This window comes from Leptospira kmetyi serovar Malaysia str. Bejo-Iso9, from assembly GCF_000243735.2.
Lineage (GTDB): Bacteria > Spirochaetota > Leptospiria > Leptospirales > Leptospiraceae > Leptospira > Leptospira kmetyi.
Genome location: NZ_AHMP02000003.1, coordinates 194,197 through 209,446, shown reverse-complemented (window position 1 = coordinate 209,446; position 15,250 = coordinate 194,197). Strand labels below are relative to the sequence as shown.

At 46.4% G+C, this 15,250-nt stretch carries 12 protein-coding genes; 6 read left to right on the top strand and 6 right to left on the bottom strand.

The genetic code is table 11. From position 1 onward, the window contains the following. Nucleotides 1-22: 22 nt before the first annotated feature. The 3 genes from LEP1GSC052_RS03390 to LEP1GSC052_RS03380 all read right to left on the bottom strand — a co-directional run bounded on the left by LEP1GSC052_RS03390 (nucleotide 23) and on the right by LEP1GSC052_RS03380 (nucleotide 3,724). Nucleotides 23-1,459, bottom strand: a complete 1,437-nt coding sequence (locus LEP1GSC052_RS03390) for a hypothetical protein (protein ID WP_020985666.1) — start codon at nucleotides 1,457-1,459, stop codon at nucleotides 23-25. Nucleotides 1,460-1,647: 188 nt separating this feature from the next. After that, nucleotides 1,648-2,196, bottom strand: a complete 549-nt coding sequence (locus LEP1GSC052_RS20675; protein WP_010574429.1) for a helix-turn-helix domain-containing protein — start codon at nucleotides 2,194-2,196, stop codon at nucleotides 1,648-1,650. 259 nt (nucleotides 2,197-2,455) lie between these two features. Further along, the gene (locus tag LEP1GSC052_RS03380; protein ID WP_040912805.1) at nucleotides 2,456-3,724 is read right to left on the bottom strand and encodes a glycosyltransferase 87 family protein; all 1,269 of its coding nucleotides are present in this window, start codon (nucleotides 3,722-3,724) and stop codon (nucleotides 2,456-2,458) included. 126 nt (nucleotides 3,725-3,850) lie between these two features. Here LEP1GSC052_RS03380 and LEP1GSC052_RS03375 point away from each other — a divergent pair, with 126 nt between their 5' ends. Continuing rightward, the gene (locus LEP1GSC052_RS03375) at nucleotides 3,851-4,942 is read left to right on the top strand and encodes a DNA-methyltransferase (RefSeq protein WP_010574426.1); all 1,092 of its coding nucleotides are present in this window, start codon (nucleotides 3,851-3,853) and stop codon (nucleotides 4,940-4,942) included. On the opposite strand, the gene arsS is transcribed toward LEP1GSC052_RS03375, so the two are convergent. The 3 genes from arsS to LEP1GSC052_RS03360 all read right to left on the bottom strand — a co-directional run bounded on the left by arsS (nucleotide 4,891) and on the right by LEP1GSC052_RS03360 (nucleotide 6,860). Beyond that, the gene (arsS, locus tag LEP1GSC052_RS03370) at nucleotides 4,891-5,934 is read right to left on the bottom strand and encodes an arsenosugar biosynthesis radical SAM (seleno)protein ArsS (RefSeq protein WP_010574425.1); all 1,044 of its coding nucleotides are present in this window, start codon (nucleotides 5,932-5,934) and stop codon (nucleotides 4,891-4,893) included. The genes LEP1GSC052_RS03375 and arsS overlap by 52 nt on opposite strands. Nucleotides 5,935-5,964: 30 nt before the next feature. After that, nucleotides 5,965-6,303, bottom strand: coding sequence for an arsenosugar biosynthesis-associated peroxidase-like protein (locus LEP1GSC052_RS03365; protein ID WP_010574424.1), 339 nt, complete (start codon nucleotides 6,301-6,303; stop codon nucleotides 5,965-5,967). Between the two features lie 62 nt (nucleotides 6,304-6,365). Continuing rightward, nucleotides 6,366-6,860 (bottom strand): DUF4395 domain-containing protein, encoded by a 495-nt coding sequence (locus LEP1GSC052_RS03360; RefSeq protein WP_010574423.1) that lies wholly within the window; start codon nucleotides 6,858-6,860, stop codon nucleotides 6,366-6,368. A 242-nt stretch (nucleotides 6,861-7,102) separates the two neighbouring features. On the opposite strand from LEP1GSC052_RS03360, the gene LEP1GSC052_RS03355 reads away from it, so the two are divergent. The 5 genes from LEP1GSC052_RS03355 (at nucleotide 7,103) to LEP1GSC052_RS03335 (ending at nucleotide 15,099) form a co-directional block, all read left to right on the top strand. Continuing rightward, nucleotides 7,103-7,978, top strand: coding sequence for a sulfurtransferase (locus tag LEP1GSC052_RS03355; RefSeq protein ID WP_040913256.1), 876 nt, complete (start codon nucleotides 7,103-7,105; stop codon nucleotides 7,976-7,978). 23 nt (nucleotides 7,979-8,001) lie between these two features. Continuing rightward, on the top strand, nucleotides 8,002-9,360 hold the full coding sequence (locus tag LEP1GSC052_RS03350; protein WP_010574421.1) for a multiheme c-type cytochrome: 1,359 nt from the start codon (nucleotides 8,002-8,004) through the stop codon (nucleotides 9,358-9,360). Further along, the gene (locus LEP1GSC052_RS03345) at nucleotides 9,357-10,067 is read left to right on the top strand and encodes a glycosyltransferase family 2 protein (protein ID WP_010574420.1); all 711 of its coding nucleotides are present in this window, start codon (nucleotides 9,357-9,359) and stop codon (nucleotides 10,065-10,067) included. The genes LEP1GSC052_RS03350 and LEP1GSC052_RS03345 overlap by 4 nt, the downstream gene beginning before the upstream one ends. Then, nucleotides 10,064-11,584 carry an MptA/MptB family glycosyltransferase gene (locus LEP1GSC052_RS03340; protein WP_020985896.1) on the top strand — a complete coding sequence of 507 codons (1,521 nt, stop codon included), beginning with the start codon at nucleotides 10,064-10,066 and terminating at the stop codon, nucleotides 11,582-11,584. Before LEP1GSC052_RS03345 ends, LEP1GSC052_RS03340 begins: the two co-directional genes overlap by 4 nt. A gap of 182 nt (nucleotides 11,585-11,766) precedes the next feature. After that, on the top strand, nucleotides 11,767-15,099 hold the full coding sequence (locus LEP1GSC052_RS03335) for an efflux RND transporter permease subunit (protein WP_010574418.1): 3,333 nt from the start codon (nucleotides 11,767-11,769) through the stop codon (nucleotides 15,097-15,099). The last annotated feature ends 151 nt before the right edge of the window (nucleotides 15,100-15,250 follow it).

The following is a 15,250-nucleotide window of genomic DNA, read 5'->3' as shown; positions in this document are numbered from 1 at the left end:
CATCAAAATCGCCTAACAACGATTATTGGATTTTATAGTTCCAATCGTCGATCAAGGTCTGACGGGAAGTCGTCGCGTTCGGATTGACGACCGCCTTATAATTCGCCGCGTTCGCCGCGTTGAAGGTAGGTCCTCCGCCCGTTCCGCCGGTGCTCACGGTTAAATCCACCGTGTCCGTAGCGAAAGGAGATCCGGAAGGAAGCGTTCTTTTGGTCGGATCGGGATGATTCGCCGAAAGTCCGTTCCATTCGATGAAGGAATTCTCGTAGAATACGGTAGGTCTTCCTAATATTACAAAAGTGGAAAGTCCTGTGACCATGGATCTTGCGTTCGTTCTGCAATAGTGAAGATAGGTTTGACCTTGTTGATACCCGCTTACGGAACCGTTTTCCGCGTGTCCCCAGCCGGAAGGATTGGACCAAAGAGCGGCTAACGCGGCTTTGGATTTATACCTCCCCGTGGTCTGGTCGATCACTTGAAGCCAAGGAGCGAAAAACGCGCCCTTAAGATGTCCTTCCGTGAGAGCCTTCTTACCCGATTCGACTTCGTTCGCGCCTGTTCCATCCGCGGTACCGACAAATTCTCTTTCGGTGGAAGTCGTGTTGTGCCTTGCGTCCGCGATAAAAACCGAGGAAGTAAGACCGCTGACTCCGTGAGAATTCGGATTACGAACGATCTTGATGACGTTCTCGACGGGTTGAACGAGAACAGAGTTGTCCACGTTTCTTAAATTCTTAACCGAATAGGTTCCGTCGTTCGGAGGTAAACTTTCAGAACCGGATGCCGTCAACTCAGCGGCGGAGAATTGTGTATCGATCGGACCGTCGAGTACGGCAACGTGTTTCGAATCCGCTCCCCAATAACGAAGCCAATAGTAACCTCTTCCGAGAGTTTGATACGTTCCGCCTTTAGGACTCGCGGCGGTTCCCGCGCCTGTGTCCTGACCCGAAGCGAATACTACGAGATCCTTGGATAAGTCGATCCGATATAACTTTAAGAAAAGATCGGTTCTCGCTCCGTCGGGAAGACCCGTTTGAACGTTTTCAAAAAGACCGTTGTTTCTTTTTTGTCTGAAGTTGATATCGGTTCCGCCGCCGTTCGGCCAAGAATAAACATACACACCCGATGTCGGTTTAACAAATTCCTGACCCGCAACCGAACCTTGAGTCGATTGAAGAATGATCAAGTTACCCGAAATCGAAGCCGGTTTTTGATTGGCCCAATCGCTTCTCCATCGTTTGATCGTCGTCGCCGTCACCAAACCGTATTCGTTTTTGTCGTAGTTATCGTTCGACTCGACCGCGAGTTCCGCCGCGGTGTTGACTTTGACTCCGTTAGCCGCAATCGCCGCGAGCGCGAAAAGAATGTTGTTATCGTTTTTATCTTCGGATGGCTTACAGGTTCCAAGAAACCCCGCGAGAGCCAGCACAATTCCGAATAATCCAAGTTTGCCTTTCATGGTTATTTCCTTACGTTAGTTTTCTTTCCTACGGGGTTTCTAATTCCCAAAGGTTTAACCCAACAATTGAAAGGTTCGTTTGAACATCAATGTAATTCTGCTTTAACGGAATTAATATTTATTATATCGAACAAGCTTGTTTACAAGCTGTTCAATATAATTTGCAAAGAGCGACTAACGCAACGGATTTATAAATTAGCAGTGGAGCTGATCCAAAACAGAACGGCTTTGGATGCGGAAGGATTGAAAATTTCTTGGAGATCTTGTGCGAGAAAAACTGCGGTATCACCCGGAGAGAGTAGATTTTTCTTCCCGGCAAAAACGAAACCTACTTCGCCCTGAACCAGAGAAACCGTTTGAATCTTTTGTTTTTGAAACCAGGTAGGAGGAGGAAAACTTCCGGGAGCCAAAGTGACTTCCAAAAATTCGATCCGATTTTCCGTGTCCTGATGCAAAACACGAGCGCTGAGTTTATCCTTGTGTAGGGAGAGAATTTTAGATTCTTCCTTTCTGAGGATTTTCGGCCCGTGTAAAGAGAAATCGGGCAAGAATTCCGCAACCTGAGTCCGCAACGCCTTGGACAATTTCCAAAGAATGGCAATGCTCGGGGTCGTTTTACCGGTCTCGATCAGACCCAACATGCCCCGGCTTACCTGAGCGATCTGCGCGACCTTTTCCATGGAAAGACCGAGTTCCAGTCTGCGCTTTCGAATCTTATCACCCAGAAAACTGGTCAAAAAATCATCCGGCGCTTTTTCGGGTGGATTTGATATATTTTGATTTTCTAAACTGCGAGCCATAATCGTTTGCAACGGAACACCACCTGTCGATTCTAAAAAAAACCCGGGAATCCCGGGATAGAATAGGGTCTTTTTCAGAGAAAGTTAGAGTTAGGGCAGATCCCATTGAGATCTACCAATTAGAAATCTCGTCCAAGATATTAGAAAGTCAATCGATATTTCAATATAACATACACATATGATATATATATTGGATTTATTGCTTATTATTTTGAGCTTTTTGCCAAATAACTTGTACAACGATCCCCAGAAAGACCAAAGAATATTCCAAAATACGAACAGAAATTGGATTTTCATAGAGTTGCAGTTGCGGACCTTCTGCAAAAAGAGTTCTCCCGCTTATATACGAAAGAGGAACCGCGCCTAAAAAAATGATCCCGGGAAGAATCGGATATCGAACCCAATGAAAGAGCGCCCATAGCAAATACCAGGAATTGACGACCGGAGAAAAAAGAAAAAACCAAAGAAAACAATTCGAGATCGCTTTGGTGTTTCCGTTCTTGTGGGAAAGAATATTCATAATTCCGAATATTCCCCAAAGACCCAAACACAAAACTCCCGCCCATAGAGAAGGCTCCGAAAAAAAAACGGCAAACGGAATTTTAAACAAAGAATAAAAGGAAGCGTTGAATTCCCATCCTTGCAAGAACGCAAGAAGCCCGTCACCGCCGACTCCGCCTCGCGACCAAAAGAAAAGATAGGGCAAAGCGAACGCGCTCACAAAACCGAACAGAAACCGGATTCGGGTTTTATCTGTGAGAAAAAACGGAAACAAGATCCATCCGAACGTTTTTACTCCACAGGCAAGCCCCAATAGAATTCCCGAACCCAGATTCTTTTTTTGAGAATGAAGAACGGATGCGCCCGCCATAAGAAGCAAACCCAAAAAATCCGGATGTGCTTGTGCAAACGTTTCGATCACAAGAAGAGGACACCAGTAAAGAATTCTAAATTCTTTTCTTGGAATGTGTTTTTGTAAAAAATACCAAAACCCGGTTTCGACCCCGAGATAGAATATTTTTAATCCGAACAAGGAACCCGGAAAACAAAACGCGGACACGGCAAACAATACTTCCAGAACCGGTCCGTAAATCGTGGGAACGTCGGGATGATTGATTCTACTCAGAATTTCCGCGCTCCAAGCGGGCAAATTCGATTCTAAAAAAAAGATCGAAGGAGGTTTTCCGTACGGTGTTCCCGTTTCCAACGTCACAAAACCGTCCCAAAGAAAACGCGCCCAATCGTCCTCCCAAACCGGAAAAACAAAAATACACGTTATGCGAAATAGTAAACCCCAGAACCAAATCTCTGGATTTTTCGATCTTCGTTCAAGCCGAGACGCCTCTCCTTCCCTGCGCGCGCCTTTCCATAAAGGATAAAACGAAATTGCAAAAAGAAGAACATAAACTCCGAGAAAAAGAATCAGATCCGTTTTACCGGAGGCCTTACCCCAATACAAAAACAAAACGATATAAAGGATCCAAGAAACGAATCCGGCGATCGTATCAAAACGAAATCGAAAAGGTTTCCGTTTCCACGATCGTTTTGAGTGGACAGAGAACGAGGATCGTCGAATTCTATTGTATAGATCATGAAGCGAACGATTCATAAAATGGAACGCAGAGATTCTCGGGAAACCTTTCCCTTGGAATCGGAATCGGTGGATCTCGTTTTGACCTCTCCCCCGTATCCCATGATCGAAATGTGGGACGAACTCTTTTTCGGTTTTTCTTCCGAGATCCGCGCACGCTTTCAAAACGATCCGAACGATTCTTACGAAAGAATGCATCTTGAACTCGATCGAGTTTGGAAAGAATCCTTTCGCGTTTTGAAGGACGGAGGTTTTCTCGTCGTCAATATCGGCGACGCGACCAGAAACACTTCTCTCGGTTTTCAGATTTTTATGAATCATGCGAGAATTCTCAGGAGTTGCAATTCGATCGGTTTCCAAAGTCTTCCCGGAATCCTTTGGAGAAAGCAGACCAATTCTCCCAATAAGTTTCTCGGTTCGGGGATGCTTCCCGCGGGAGCGTACGTCACTTTAGAACATGAACATATTCTAATATTCAGAAAAAATAACAAACGAAAGTTCGTCACAAAGTCGGACAAACTCTCCAGAGCGGAAAGCGCGTTCTTCTGGGAGGAAAGAAATTCCTGGTTCACGGACGTTTGGGACTTTAAAGGAAAAAAACAGGGATTGAACTCGTTTGCGGGACGCGAAAGAAGCGCCGCGTATCCCTTCGAACTCGCCAACAGAATCATACTGATGTATTCCCTAAAAGGAGATTTGGTTCTGGATCCGTTTCTCGGAACCGGAACGACAACTCTCGCCGCGATCGGCAATTGCAGAAACTCCGTCGGGTTCGATCTCGATTCGAGTTTGCTTCAGAACTCGTTCGAAAACTTTTCCTCTTTGAAGGACGAACTCAACGGAATCGTCGACAAAAGAAAACAAGCTCACGATCTTTTCGTCGATACAAGGCAAAAAGAAGGAAAACCGTTTCTTCATTTCAATCAGAACCTGCAAACTCAAGTGGTCACCAAACAGGAAAAATTCTTAAACCTGGAAAAAATCACGAAACTTTTTAAAAACGAAGAAGGATGGATCGAAGCCGAATATTCTCCCTTGCTTCAGGCGGTCGCGCCGCCGCAACTCGAACCCGCGCCCGCCGTACAACCGTAACAGTGTTCGTAAACCCGAATGTTTCTTTGTTCCAATGCGTTCGCGTCGTAGTCTCGGATGTTTTGAATTTTTCCTTCGACTTTCATTTCCAACATCTGATTGAAATCGCAATCGTAAAGAGAACCGTCGTATCCGACGCTCAGCGTATTCCTGCACATAACACCCTGCGCCGCGACCGGGTTATAGGATGTTACAAGCTTTTCCAGATAACCTTCCAAATTCCCGCTTTCCTGCAGATATTCCAGATATCTCGAGATGGGCATATTCGTGATCGTAAAAAGAGAATTGAACTGTATTCCAAATTGCTTATACAATGAATTCTTAAACTCATTTTCCAGAGTGGCTTGAGATCCGGGCAAAAACGCTCCCGCAGGATTGTATACGAGATTCAAAATCAAACCCGAATCGGGAACTCCGTATCCGAGAGAATTCAACTTTTGCAATGCTTCGATGGACTTTTCGAAAACTCCGTCCCCTCTTTGCGCGTCCGTTCTTCTTTTTTCGAAATAAGGAAGACTGGATACTACCTCGACCTTTTGTTCCGCGTAGAACTCGGGAAGACTTCTGTATTTTTCTCCGGCAAGAAGAATGGTGAGATTACAACGAACCATAACCTTCTTATTCAGCTTACGAAGTTCGGTTACGAGCCATCGAAACTCGGGATTCATCTCGGGCGCCCCGCCGGTCAAATCCACGGTCGAAATCGGACTGGTCGCAAGAACGCTCAAACAATGAAGCATCGTTTCCTTGCTCATGATCTCTTTTCGATCGGGACCCGCGTCCACGTGACAGTGTTTGCAGGTTTGATTGCAGAGTTTTCCGAGATTCATCTGAAAAATTTCGGTGGAAACGGGACGAAGAGCGCCCACTCCCGAATTCTTCAACTGGTCCGCAAAGGAAGGAAGATTCTTATGAAAGAATACCTCCTTCAATACTTGAAACTGTCTTTCGGGAGAAACGAGTTCGCTTCCTCTGGATTGTAAGGATTTCACGTTATGTGCTCTTTCTCCTTTCGGGACGAATTACATTCCGAGTTCTTTGACCTTATTCATCATCTGAACGGAATGAACCAAAGAAGCCCCACCCCGAATCGCCGCCGCGACGTGAACCGCTTCCATAAGACCAGCTTCGCTCACACCTTTTTCCAGAGTGTCGGTCGTATATGCGTCTATACAATAAGGACATTGAATCGCGTGCGACACCGCCAATGCGATTAAGGATTTTTCGCGAGCGGTTAAGGCCCCCTCCGCGAAGACGTCTCCGTAGTATTCGAAAAACTTTTTCGCGAGATTAGGCTGAAATTCGCCGATGTTTCCGAATTTTTTGAGGTCTTCCGGTACGTAGTAGGACTCTTTAGACATTGTAATTCCTTTTTAATAATTTTATAAAATTCTAATTTAGCTTTTTTGCATTCGACTTTGAGTTATCCTTCGCTTTTTTTGGGAGCAAAAGTGAGATTGTTGCACTTCTCGCATACTTCCTCCGGAATAATTCCCCATCGCATCAGATATCCGAACACGAAACATCCCGCGCAGAATCCGACAAAGGATTCCAAGGCCGCGAAAAACAAAAGAATTCCAAGCACGATCTGAAACGCAAAAATCTGACCGAAAACCAAAAGGATCAACGACGTCAGGCTAAACAAAAATCCGATCGATTGCGCGAATCGTTTCGGCGGTCCCGCCGTCGTTTTGTTTCCCAGTTTCAACATAGGTACGATACCATGAATTGCTATCTTCGCAAAGAGAGAAAATTTTGGCCCGTACAAAACCCTCGCCGTAAATCCGTAGAGCAGCGCCAGATTCAACCAAACCGATTGGGTCAAAAGTGTTGCTAGCGTAAGAATAAAAACGAGACCGGCTACGGATCGAGCCGCGTATTCGTTGACCGAATCCGGAAAATTGCCGATTTGAATCATAGATTCCTCCTCTTGGATAACGACAGATCTATAGTATAGACCTTGCTTTCAACCAAACAATCGTCTTTATTTTCTGCAATAACTTAATTATTTTACTATAACATTAAATTTTCTGTTATATTGAATTTTTGACTTGCTAGGAATTTTCGAATTTTTTCCAATGTTTTCCAAAAGAATCCAGATTCTTTTTTATTCTAAGTTATAAGAAGATGAGCTTCTTCTTGAAAAGGTCCCTGAAAGCGATGAAACTCAAACACATTTTATTTGGATTCATTTTAATCCTCCCTTCTTTTCTCGGGGCCCAAAGATCCGAGTCCTGGATTTTAACCCCAGGTGAAGCAAGAGCGATTCTTTCCGAAAGTCTGGTCCTGGACACGAGACCCCGCTCCGTATTTTTCCGGGAACATATTACCGGTTCCCGTTTCGTTTCCTGGGAAGAATTTTCCGTTTCCGAACTTCCTCACAAGGGCAACCTGCTTCCCGTGGAAGTGATCAAAAAGAAGTTGGAAGCCTACGGAATTCGAAACAACCGTCCCGTATTGGTGATAAGCGAAACCAAAAACAACTGGGGAGAGGACGGAAGAATCGTTTGGATGTTGCGTTCCCTCGGTCATCATTCTGCGTTTCTTGTGGACGGAGGTTATTCCGCCTTAAAGAGGTTAGGCGCTCCCGTTTCCAATTCGGGCGAACCGAAAGAAACCGGTTCCTTTAAGATCCAACTCGATTCCGAATTAAGCGCTACCTCGTCCGAGATCCGATCGAATCTCAAAAATAAACGTTATGTGTTCTTGGATACGAGAGAAGACAGGGAATTTCAGGGTGAAACCCCTTACGGAGAATCCAGAGGCGGCCATATTCCCGGCGCAAAACATTTATATTATAAAAACCTGTTAAACGAAGACGGCGCCCTTCTTTCCTCCGAAAAAATTTCGGAAAAGATCAAGGAACTCGGGATCGCCCGAGACAGCGTCGTGATTTCCTACTGTACGGGAGGAATCCGCTCGGCCTGGGTGACCACCATTCTCAGAAACGAGGGTTACAACGCGAAAAATTACGCGGGTTCGATGTGGGAATGGTCCTCGGGCAATGAAAAGGATTTCCCGCTCGTTCGTAAGTAAAAAGCCTTGGAATTTTATATTTTTTGAATATTCTTAAATTAGATAGAAGAATTACGATCCTTGTTTCGATTTTGACGACGGTCGTTTGTGTTTTCGTATGCGGCAGAACCTCGGATAAAATCCCCGTCGAAGATCGTTTTCCCGGCCGAGCCTGGGCAAAACCGGTCGTCGTGGGAGAATCCCTTCCTGGAATCGGAGGTTTGACCGCAAAGGACTGCGGGCAATGCCACGAAGATCATTACCGGGAATGGAAAACTTCCACACACGCAAACGCGTTCAGCGACCTGCAATTTCAATCCGAGTTGACCAAACCGAATTCTCCGCAATGGCTTTGTTTGAACTGTCATATTCCGCTCAGCGGTCAAAGAAAAGAGATCGCGACCCATCTTTCGGAAGGAGACGTGTTCAAACCGGTTCTCGTTTCGAACCCGAAATTTAATGCGAACTGGGAAAAGGAAGGAGTCAGTTGCGGAACCTGTCATCTCAAATCCGATTCGAACGGCAACACGATCCTCGTCGGGCCTACGGGAGCGAACGCGCCTCATCCAGTTACGAAGGACAAAGAAGCGCTTCATTCCCGTTGCAACGATTGCCACAATCAGGAATATAAACTCAATTCTTCCCTGGTTTGTTATTTTAAAACCGGAGAAGAATTTAAGGAAAGTCTCCACTACGGCAAAGAGGATTGCGTTAGTTGTCACATGCCTTCCTTAAATCGTAAAATCGTTCCGAATTCTTTTCCGAACGGCCCGAGGGATTCGCATCGACATACGTTTATCGGAGGCGGCGTTCCGAAGACGTTCGAGTTGTTCGAACCTCAATGGAACGGAGATTACAAGGCCGGTCTGGAAACCGGGGAACCGACTTGGTCCGAAAAAGATTTTACAAATCGTTCGATCCGGGTTCGACTCGAATTGGAAAATAAATTTGCGGGGCATTCCGTTCCGACCGGAGATCCGGAAAGACACGTTCTTGTGGAAGCGATTTTGTTAAACGAAGCGGGCCGCGAAATTTCTAAGGAAACGATTCGAATCGGACAAACCTGGGAATGGTATCCGGAAGCGAAACTCGTCGCGGACAATCGAATCCGTTCGGGTGAAAAAAGAAAGATCGATCTGAGTTTGCATTGGAAGGAAAAGGAAAACGTCCGTTTCGGTTTTATCAGAATCAAACACGTTCGTTTAACAAAAGAAAACGCGGAACACATGAAAAAAAATTCCAAACTCGCTTCCAAAGAAATCGGATCCAAACTCGAACGAATCGAATCCTTTTATCCGTTTGCAAATCTGTTTTACGAATCCAAAACCGACTTAAATACGAAGAAAACCTCGGTTTCGTCCCGGGAAACTCTATTCAAAATTTCTAAACAAGGTTCGTTGTGAATTCACCCTCGATCAGCGTCGTCATACCGGCGTTAAACGAGGAAAAGTCCCTTCCCTTCGTTCTAAAGGATCTGCACGCGATCGGAGAATTGAATCTTAGGGAAATCATCGTGATCGACAACGGTTCCAAGGACGCCACCGCTTCGGTTGCGTCTTCGCACGGGGCCACCGTTTTGTATGAAGGCGAACGCGGTTACGGCGCGGCTTGTCTCAAAGGTTTGGAAAGAATTTTCCAGTCTTCCGATCCTCCCGATCTGATCGCGTTTCTCGACGCGGATTATTCGGATTCTCCTTCGGAGCTGGTTCTTTTGCTCGGAAGACTTTTCGATTCTCAAGCGGATCTTGTGATCGGTTCGAGAACCTTGGGAAAATCGGAAAAGGGTTCTTTGTTGCCCGTGCAAAAATTCGGAAACTGGCTTTCCACGACTTTGATTCGGATTTTATACGGAATTCGTTTTACGGATTTGGGTCCCTTTCGTTTGATTCGGTCCGATTCTTTAAGAAAATTGAATATGCAAGATCGGAATTTCGGTTGGACTGTGGAAATGCAAGTGAAAGCGGCCAAATACGGTTTACGATGCGCCGAGATCGGCGTGAGTTATAAAAAAAGAATCGGTTCTTCCAAGGTCAGCGGAACCGTTCTCGGTTCCATACGAGCGGGCTGGAAAATTCTTTACACGATCGGCAAACTTCAATTTACGAAATGAAACTCGGATCTGCGGGAATCGTTTTTTATCTTTTTGTTTTTTCCGTTCTTTTCTCGCCGATGCTCGTCTTTCAATATTTCGGCGAAAGAAAAAATCTTACCCTTTTGCTACTTTCGATCCTTTCCGCATTTGTCGGATATGTTTGGATCTTGGTCGGAACAAAATCCTTTCCCGAAAGATTCGGACGTCGTTGTTCCGACTTTTGGAAGGACATCGTTTCCAAAGTTCGGTCGGATCGGTTTCCGGGAGAATTTTTAGCAAGTTCGTTCGTCCGAGAACAAGCCCTTCGACTTTCAAGCCATCTTAAAACATTCAATATTTTGAATATTCCGTTTCGATTTTGGATCTTTTTCGGTCTGACGATCCGGGTCGTTCTTTTGTTTTCCGATCCGATCCTTTCGGAAGACGTGTACCGTTTTTTATGGGACGGTCTTCTTGGAACGCAGGGACTTTCTCCGTTTTCCTTTTTACCGAAAGAATTCTCGTGGATCTACGCGCCTCCGGAAACCGGAGCGATCTTCTTGGAATTGTTAATCGAAATGAATTCCTTAAAATTTTATTCCGTTTATCCGCAGATCCTTCAGTTTCTTTTTTGGATCTCCGCGTGTGGAATGCTTTTTTGGAAAAAGGTTTCGATCGGAATTCTGATCTGGAAATGTTTTCTTCTTTTGTCCGAACTCGGCGTTCTTTGGTTTTTACTTTCGATTTTTCGTAAAAGAAAAATTCCCGCCGTTTTTTCTTTGATCTATTGGTTGAACCCTTTGGTTCTTTTGGAAATCGCCGGGAACGCGCATCCCGAATCGATTCTTTTATTTTTTCTGATCGCGTCGGTCGAGTTTGCGGTTCGATGGACGGAATCGGATCGGGTCGCAGACTTCTTGAAGTTCGGATTCTTTTTTCTCTGCGGAATTTTGACAAAGATCACGCCGCTCATCCTCCTTCCATTCTTCCTTTTTGTATTTTGGAAACGCAAAAAAATCTTCGTTCTCGTTTCGGTTCTTGCGGGAATTGCGTTAGTCGCCTTTTCATTTTTCTTTTGGGGAGAAGGAATTCTCAAACAAGAAGCGGACGGTTTGGGCGTTTTTTTCCAGCTTTTCGAATTCAACGGAAGCGCGTATTACGTTCTTCGCGAATTTTTGCGGGTCATCGGAGAAAACTTTTACGCGGCCGGAAAAATCTGCGGAGCGTTCACGTTAGTCGCGATTTCTTTTTTTTCGTTTCAAAAACGGGATACGATCGGTTTCAAACCATCGTTTGCGGCGATCGAAACGATCTATCTGATCTTTCTTTTGTTTTCGACTACGGTTCATCCGTGGTATATTCTTCCGTTGCTCGTCGCTTCGATTTTTTCCGGGAACGTTTATCCGATCGTATGGTCCTTTCTGATCTTTTTTTCGTATTCGACCTACTCCGCGGTTCCGTATCGGGATTCCTTCGTCTGGTTGTGTTTCGAGTATGGAATTCTATTCCTTTTTTTGCATATTGATTACAAATCCCGCTCTTTGCAAAACGAATAGACTCTTTCCACTTCCGAAAAAATTCCGTTTCGACCCGACCTTTCTCTTCGAACAAAGTTTCGAAATTATAAAAAAATCTTCTCTTTCCTTCGTTCAAGATTCTTCCCAAAAAAACCTTTCATCCCGGACCTAAAACGGCTTTCCTGTCCATATCGACAGATTTTTGAATTCCGTTCGCAAACATGATAGATAAACTGATCCGCACTTCCATAAAAAACAGAGCCCTCGTGTTGGTGTTGACCTTCATGGTTACGCTCGTAGGGATCTACAACGCATTCTTTCTTTCCATCGACGCGATCCCCGACGTGACCAACGTTCAGGTTTCCGCGGTCACGACTTCTCCCGGGCTTTCTCCTCTCGAAGTGGAACAGTTCATCACGTATCCGATCGAGATGGAATTCACCGGGCTTCCGAACATCACCGAAATCCGTTCGATCTCGAGAACGGGTGTGAGTTCGGTGACGGTGATCTTTAAGGACGGAACCGATATCTACTTCGCGAGACAACTCGTGAACGAAAGAATCAAACAAGCCGAAGCGATCATTCCTCCCGGTTACGGAAGACCGGAACTTTCTCCGATCGCGACCGGTCTCGGGGATATCTACGAGTTCGTATTAACGTCTGACAGACATTCTCCGGAGGAACTCAGAACGTATATGGACTGGGAACTTTCGAGAGACGTGAAGTCCGTGGAAGGAATCATCGACGTAAACATCATCGGCGGTCAGGTGCGTCAGTATCAGGTAAAGATCGATCCGAGAAGACTCGCGGTTCACAACCTAACTCTATCACAAATTTATGATAAACTCGAATCGGCGAACCAAAACACGGGCGGCGGTTATATCTCCAAAAACTCGGAACAGATCGTCATCCGAGGAGAAAGTCAGTATACATCCATCGAAGATCTGAAGAACACCGCGGTCACAACCGCAGGGGATGGAATTCCTCTTTTGCTAGGTCAGATCGCCGAAGTAGAAATCGGTCCGGCTCTTCGTTTCGGTCTCGTCACAAAGGATTCCAAGGGAGAAGTGGTCGGAGCCACGGCCATGATGCTCATGGGTCAGAACTCCCTCGAGGTCGTAAAACGGGTTAAGGTAAGAATCGAAGAAATTCGGGAAAGGCTTCCGCCCGGTATGAAGATCGAAACCTTCTACGATCGTTCCGAGTTTATCGGAAGAACGTTAAGCACCATCTTCACCAATTTGGCGGAAGCCGCCGTGCTCGTGGTCATCGTTTTGATTCTCGCGCTCGGTACGGTAAAGGGCGCGTTACTCGTCGCTTTGGCGATTCCGATTCCTATGCTCGTCGCTACGATTTTTATGAACGCGTTCGGGATCGTGGGAAATCTGATGTCCCTCGGAGCGCTCGACTTCGGGTTGTTAGTCGACGGAACGATCGTGATGCTCGAATCGATTCTTCACGGTTTTATTTTGAAACGTTCCTTCTACGAGATGCAGACAAAACTCGAAGACAGAGAACTCGCCGCGGAAGAGATCATCACGGACGCATGCGTTCGAGTCGGTCGAGCCGCTACGTTTTCGGTTGCGATCATTCTTCTCGTGTATCTCCCACTGATGAGTTTGGAAGGCGTGGAAGGAAGAATGTTCAAGCCGATGGCGATCACCGTCGCGCTCGCGCTTGCGGCCGCGCTTCTATTCTCCCTCACCACCTTTCCCGCCGCGGCAAGCATCATCTTTAAGGATCCGGTTTTTCATCACAGCAAATACTGGGACATCATCACGGAAAAATACAAACTGCTTTTGGATTTCGGTATGTCCCGCAAAAAGGAATTCTGTTACGCGGGAATCGGAATCGTCGTCTTCGCGTTGTTAATCGGAACCACGTTGGGTTCCGAATTCTTACCGAGAATCGACGAGGGAGAAATCGCGGTCGATATCAAACGTCTTCCTTCCACTTCGATCAACTATTCCAGAGATACGAACTCCGATATGGAAGCGGTCTTAAAAAAATTTCCCGAAGTGATCAGCGTCGTTTCTAGAATGGGCCGGGGAGAATCCGCCGCGGAACCCGTGGGAACGGACGAAGGCGAAGCGATGGTCAAGCTCAAACCCCGCAAGGAATGGACGAGCGCGGACGATCGGGACGAACTGATGAACAAGATGAAGGACGAAATTCTCAAGTTCATTCCTTCGAGTACGATCAGTTTGTCTCAGCCGATCGAGAACCGGGTCAACGCTCTTCTTTCCGGATCCAAAGCCGATGTGGTCATCAAAATCTACGGGGACGATCTCGTAAAACTCAAGGACATCGCCGCTCAGTTCGCGGGCAAATTGAAAACCGTTCCCGGCGTCGCGGACTTGCGCGTGCAAAGAGTTCTCGGTCTTCCTCTTGTGGAAATCAAAGTCGATCGGGAAAACATGGCTCGTTACGGAGTGCAAGCCGAGGAAATTCTCGCGACGGTGGAAGCGCTTCGTCTCGGAAGAAACACCGGAAAGGTGTTCGAAGGTTTTAAACGATTCGATCTTGTGGTCCGTTTGAAAATCGACGCGACCGATTTGGAACAAGTGGAGAATATTCCGGTCTTTACTTCTTCGGGTTCCACGGTGCCTCTCGCTCAGGTCGCGGAGATCAAACTCGTAGAAGGTCCCGCCGCGATTTATAGAGAATCTCTCAAAAGAAGAATCATGGTGGAAACCAACATTCGAGGAAGAGACCTCGTCGGTTTCGTAAACGAAGCGCAAAAAGCGACCGCGGAAATCGAAAAGAATCTTCCCCCCGGTTATAGGACCGATTGGGGCGGTCAGTTCGAGAACTTCACACGAGCCAAAGAGCGACTCACGTTGGTCGTTCCGATCGCGCTCGCGATCATCTTCTTTATGCTTATGGCCGCGTTCGGAAGCATCTACTACGCGTTAGGCGTCTTTATCGTCGTTCCTCTTGCGGTTTCGGGAGGAATCATCGGTCTTGTGTTACGCGGTCTTCCGTTTAGTATTCCGGCGGGAGTGGGTTTTATCGCGGTAAGCGGGATCGCCGTTTTGAACGGAGTCGTTTACGCTTCCACTCTCAGGGAAGAATTGGAAAAGGGAGCTTCGATCAGCGACGCGGTTTATCTCGCGGGAATCCATTCCCTTCGTCCTGTAATGACGACCGAGATCATCGCGGCGGTCGGGTTTATTCCGATGGCGATTTCCACGATGGCGGGCGCGGAAGTGCAAAGACCTCTTGCGACCGTGGTTATTTTCGGGGTCATCGTCGCGACCGTATTCTCGCGGGTTCTCCTTCCGATCGTAATGGAATATCTTTTGAACCTTTACGAAAGTCAGGAAAAAAGAAAATCGGCCAAACGGAAACTTTTGGAAAAACGAGCCTTCGGAAATCACGGACAAAATTTCTCGCACGACAACAGCGAATGGTTGGACGCTCACGCGGACCATTCTCACTCGCAAGTCGAACCGAGAGAAATCGTCACGGAAGAAGATTCTTGGGACGTTGAAAAGAAGAAGGATCCGAAAAAGAAAGGCGGACCAAAATCCAAGAAGGTTAAAAAGAAATAGATTCCGAAAACGAAAAATAGTTTTTTCCATCCAAGCGCGCATTCGGAATCGAAATCGAAAACGCGCGAAGAGATGAAACGCAACCGGACAACGTTCTTCGAAACATCGCCGACTCTCGGATCCAGATCATTCAAAATCTCACCCAAAATCC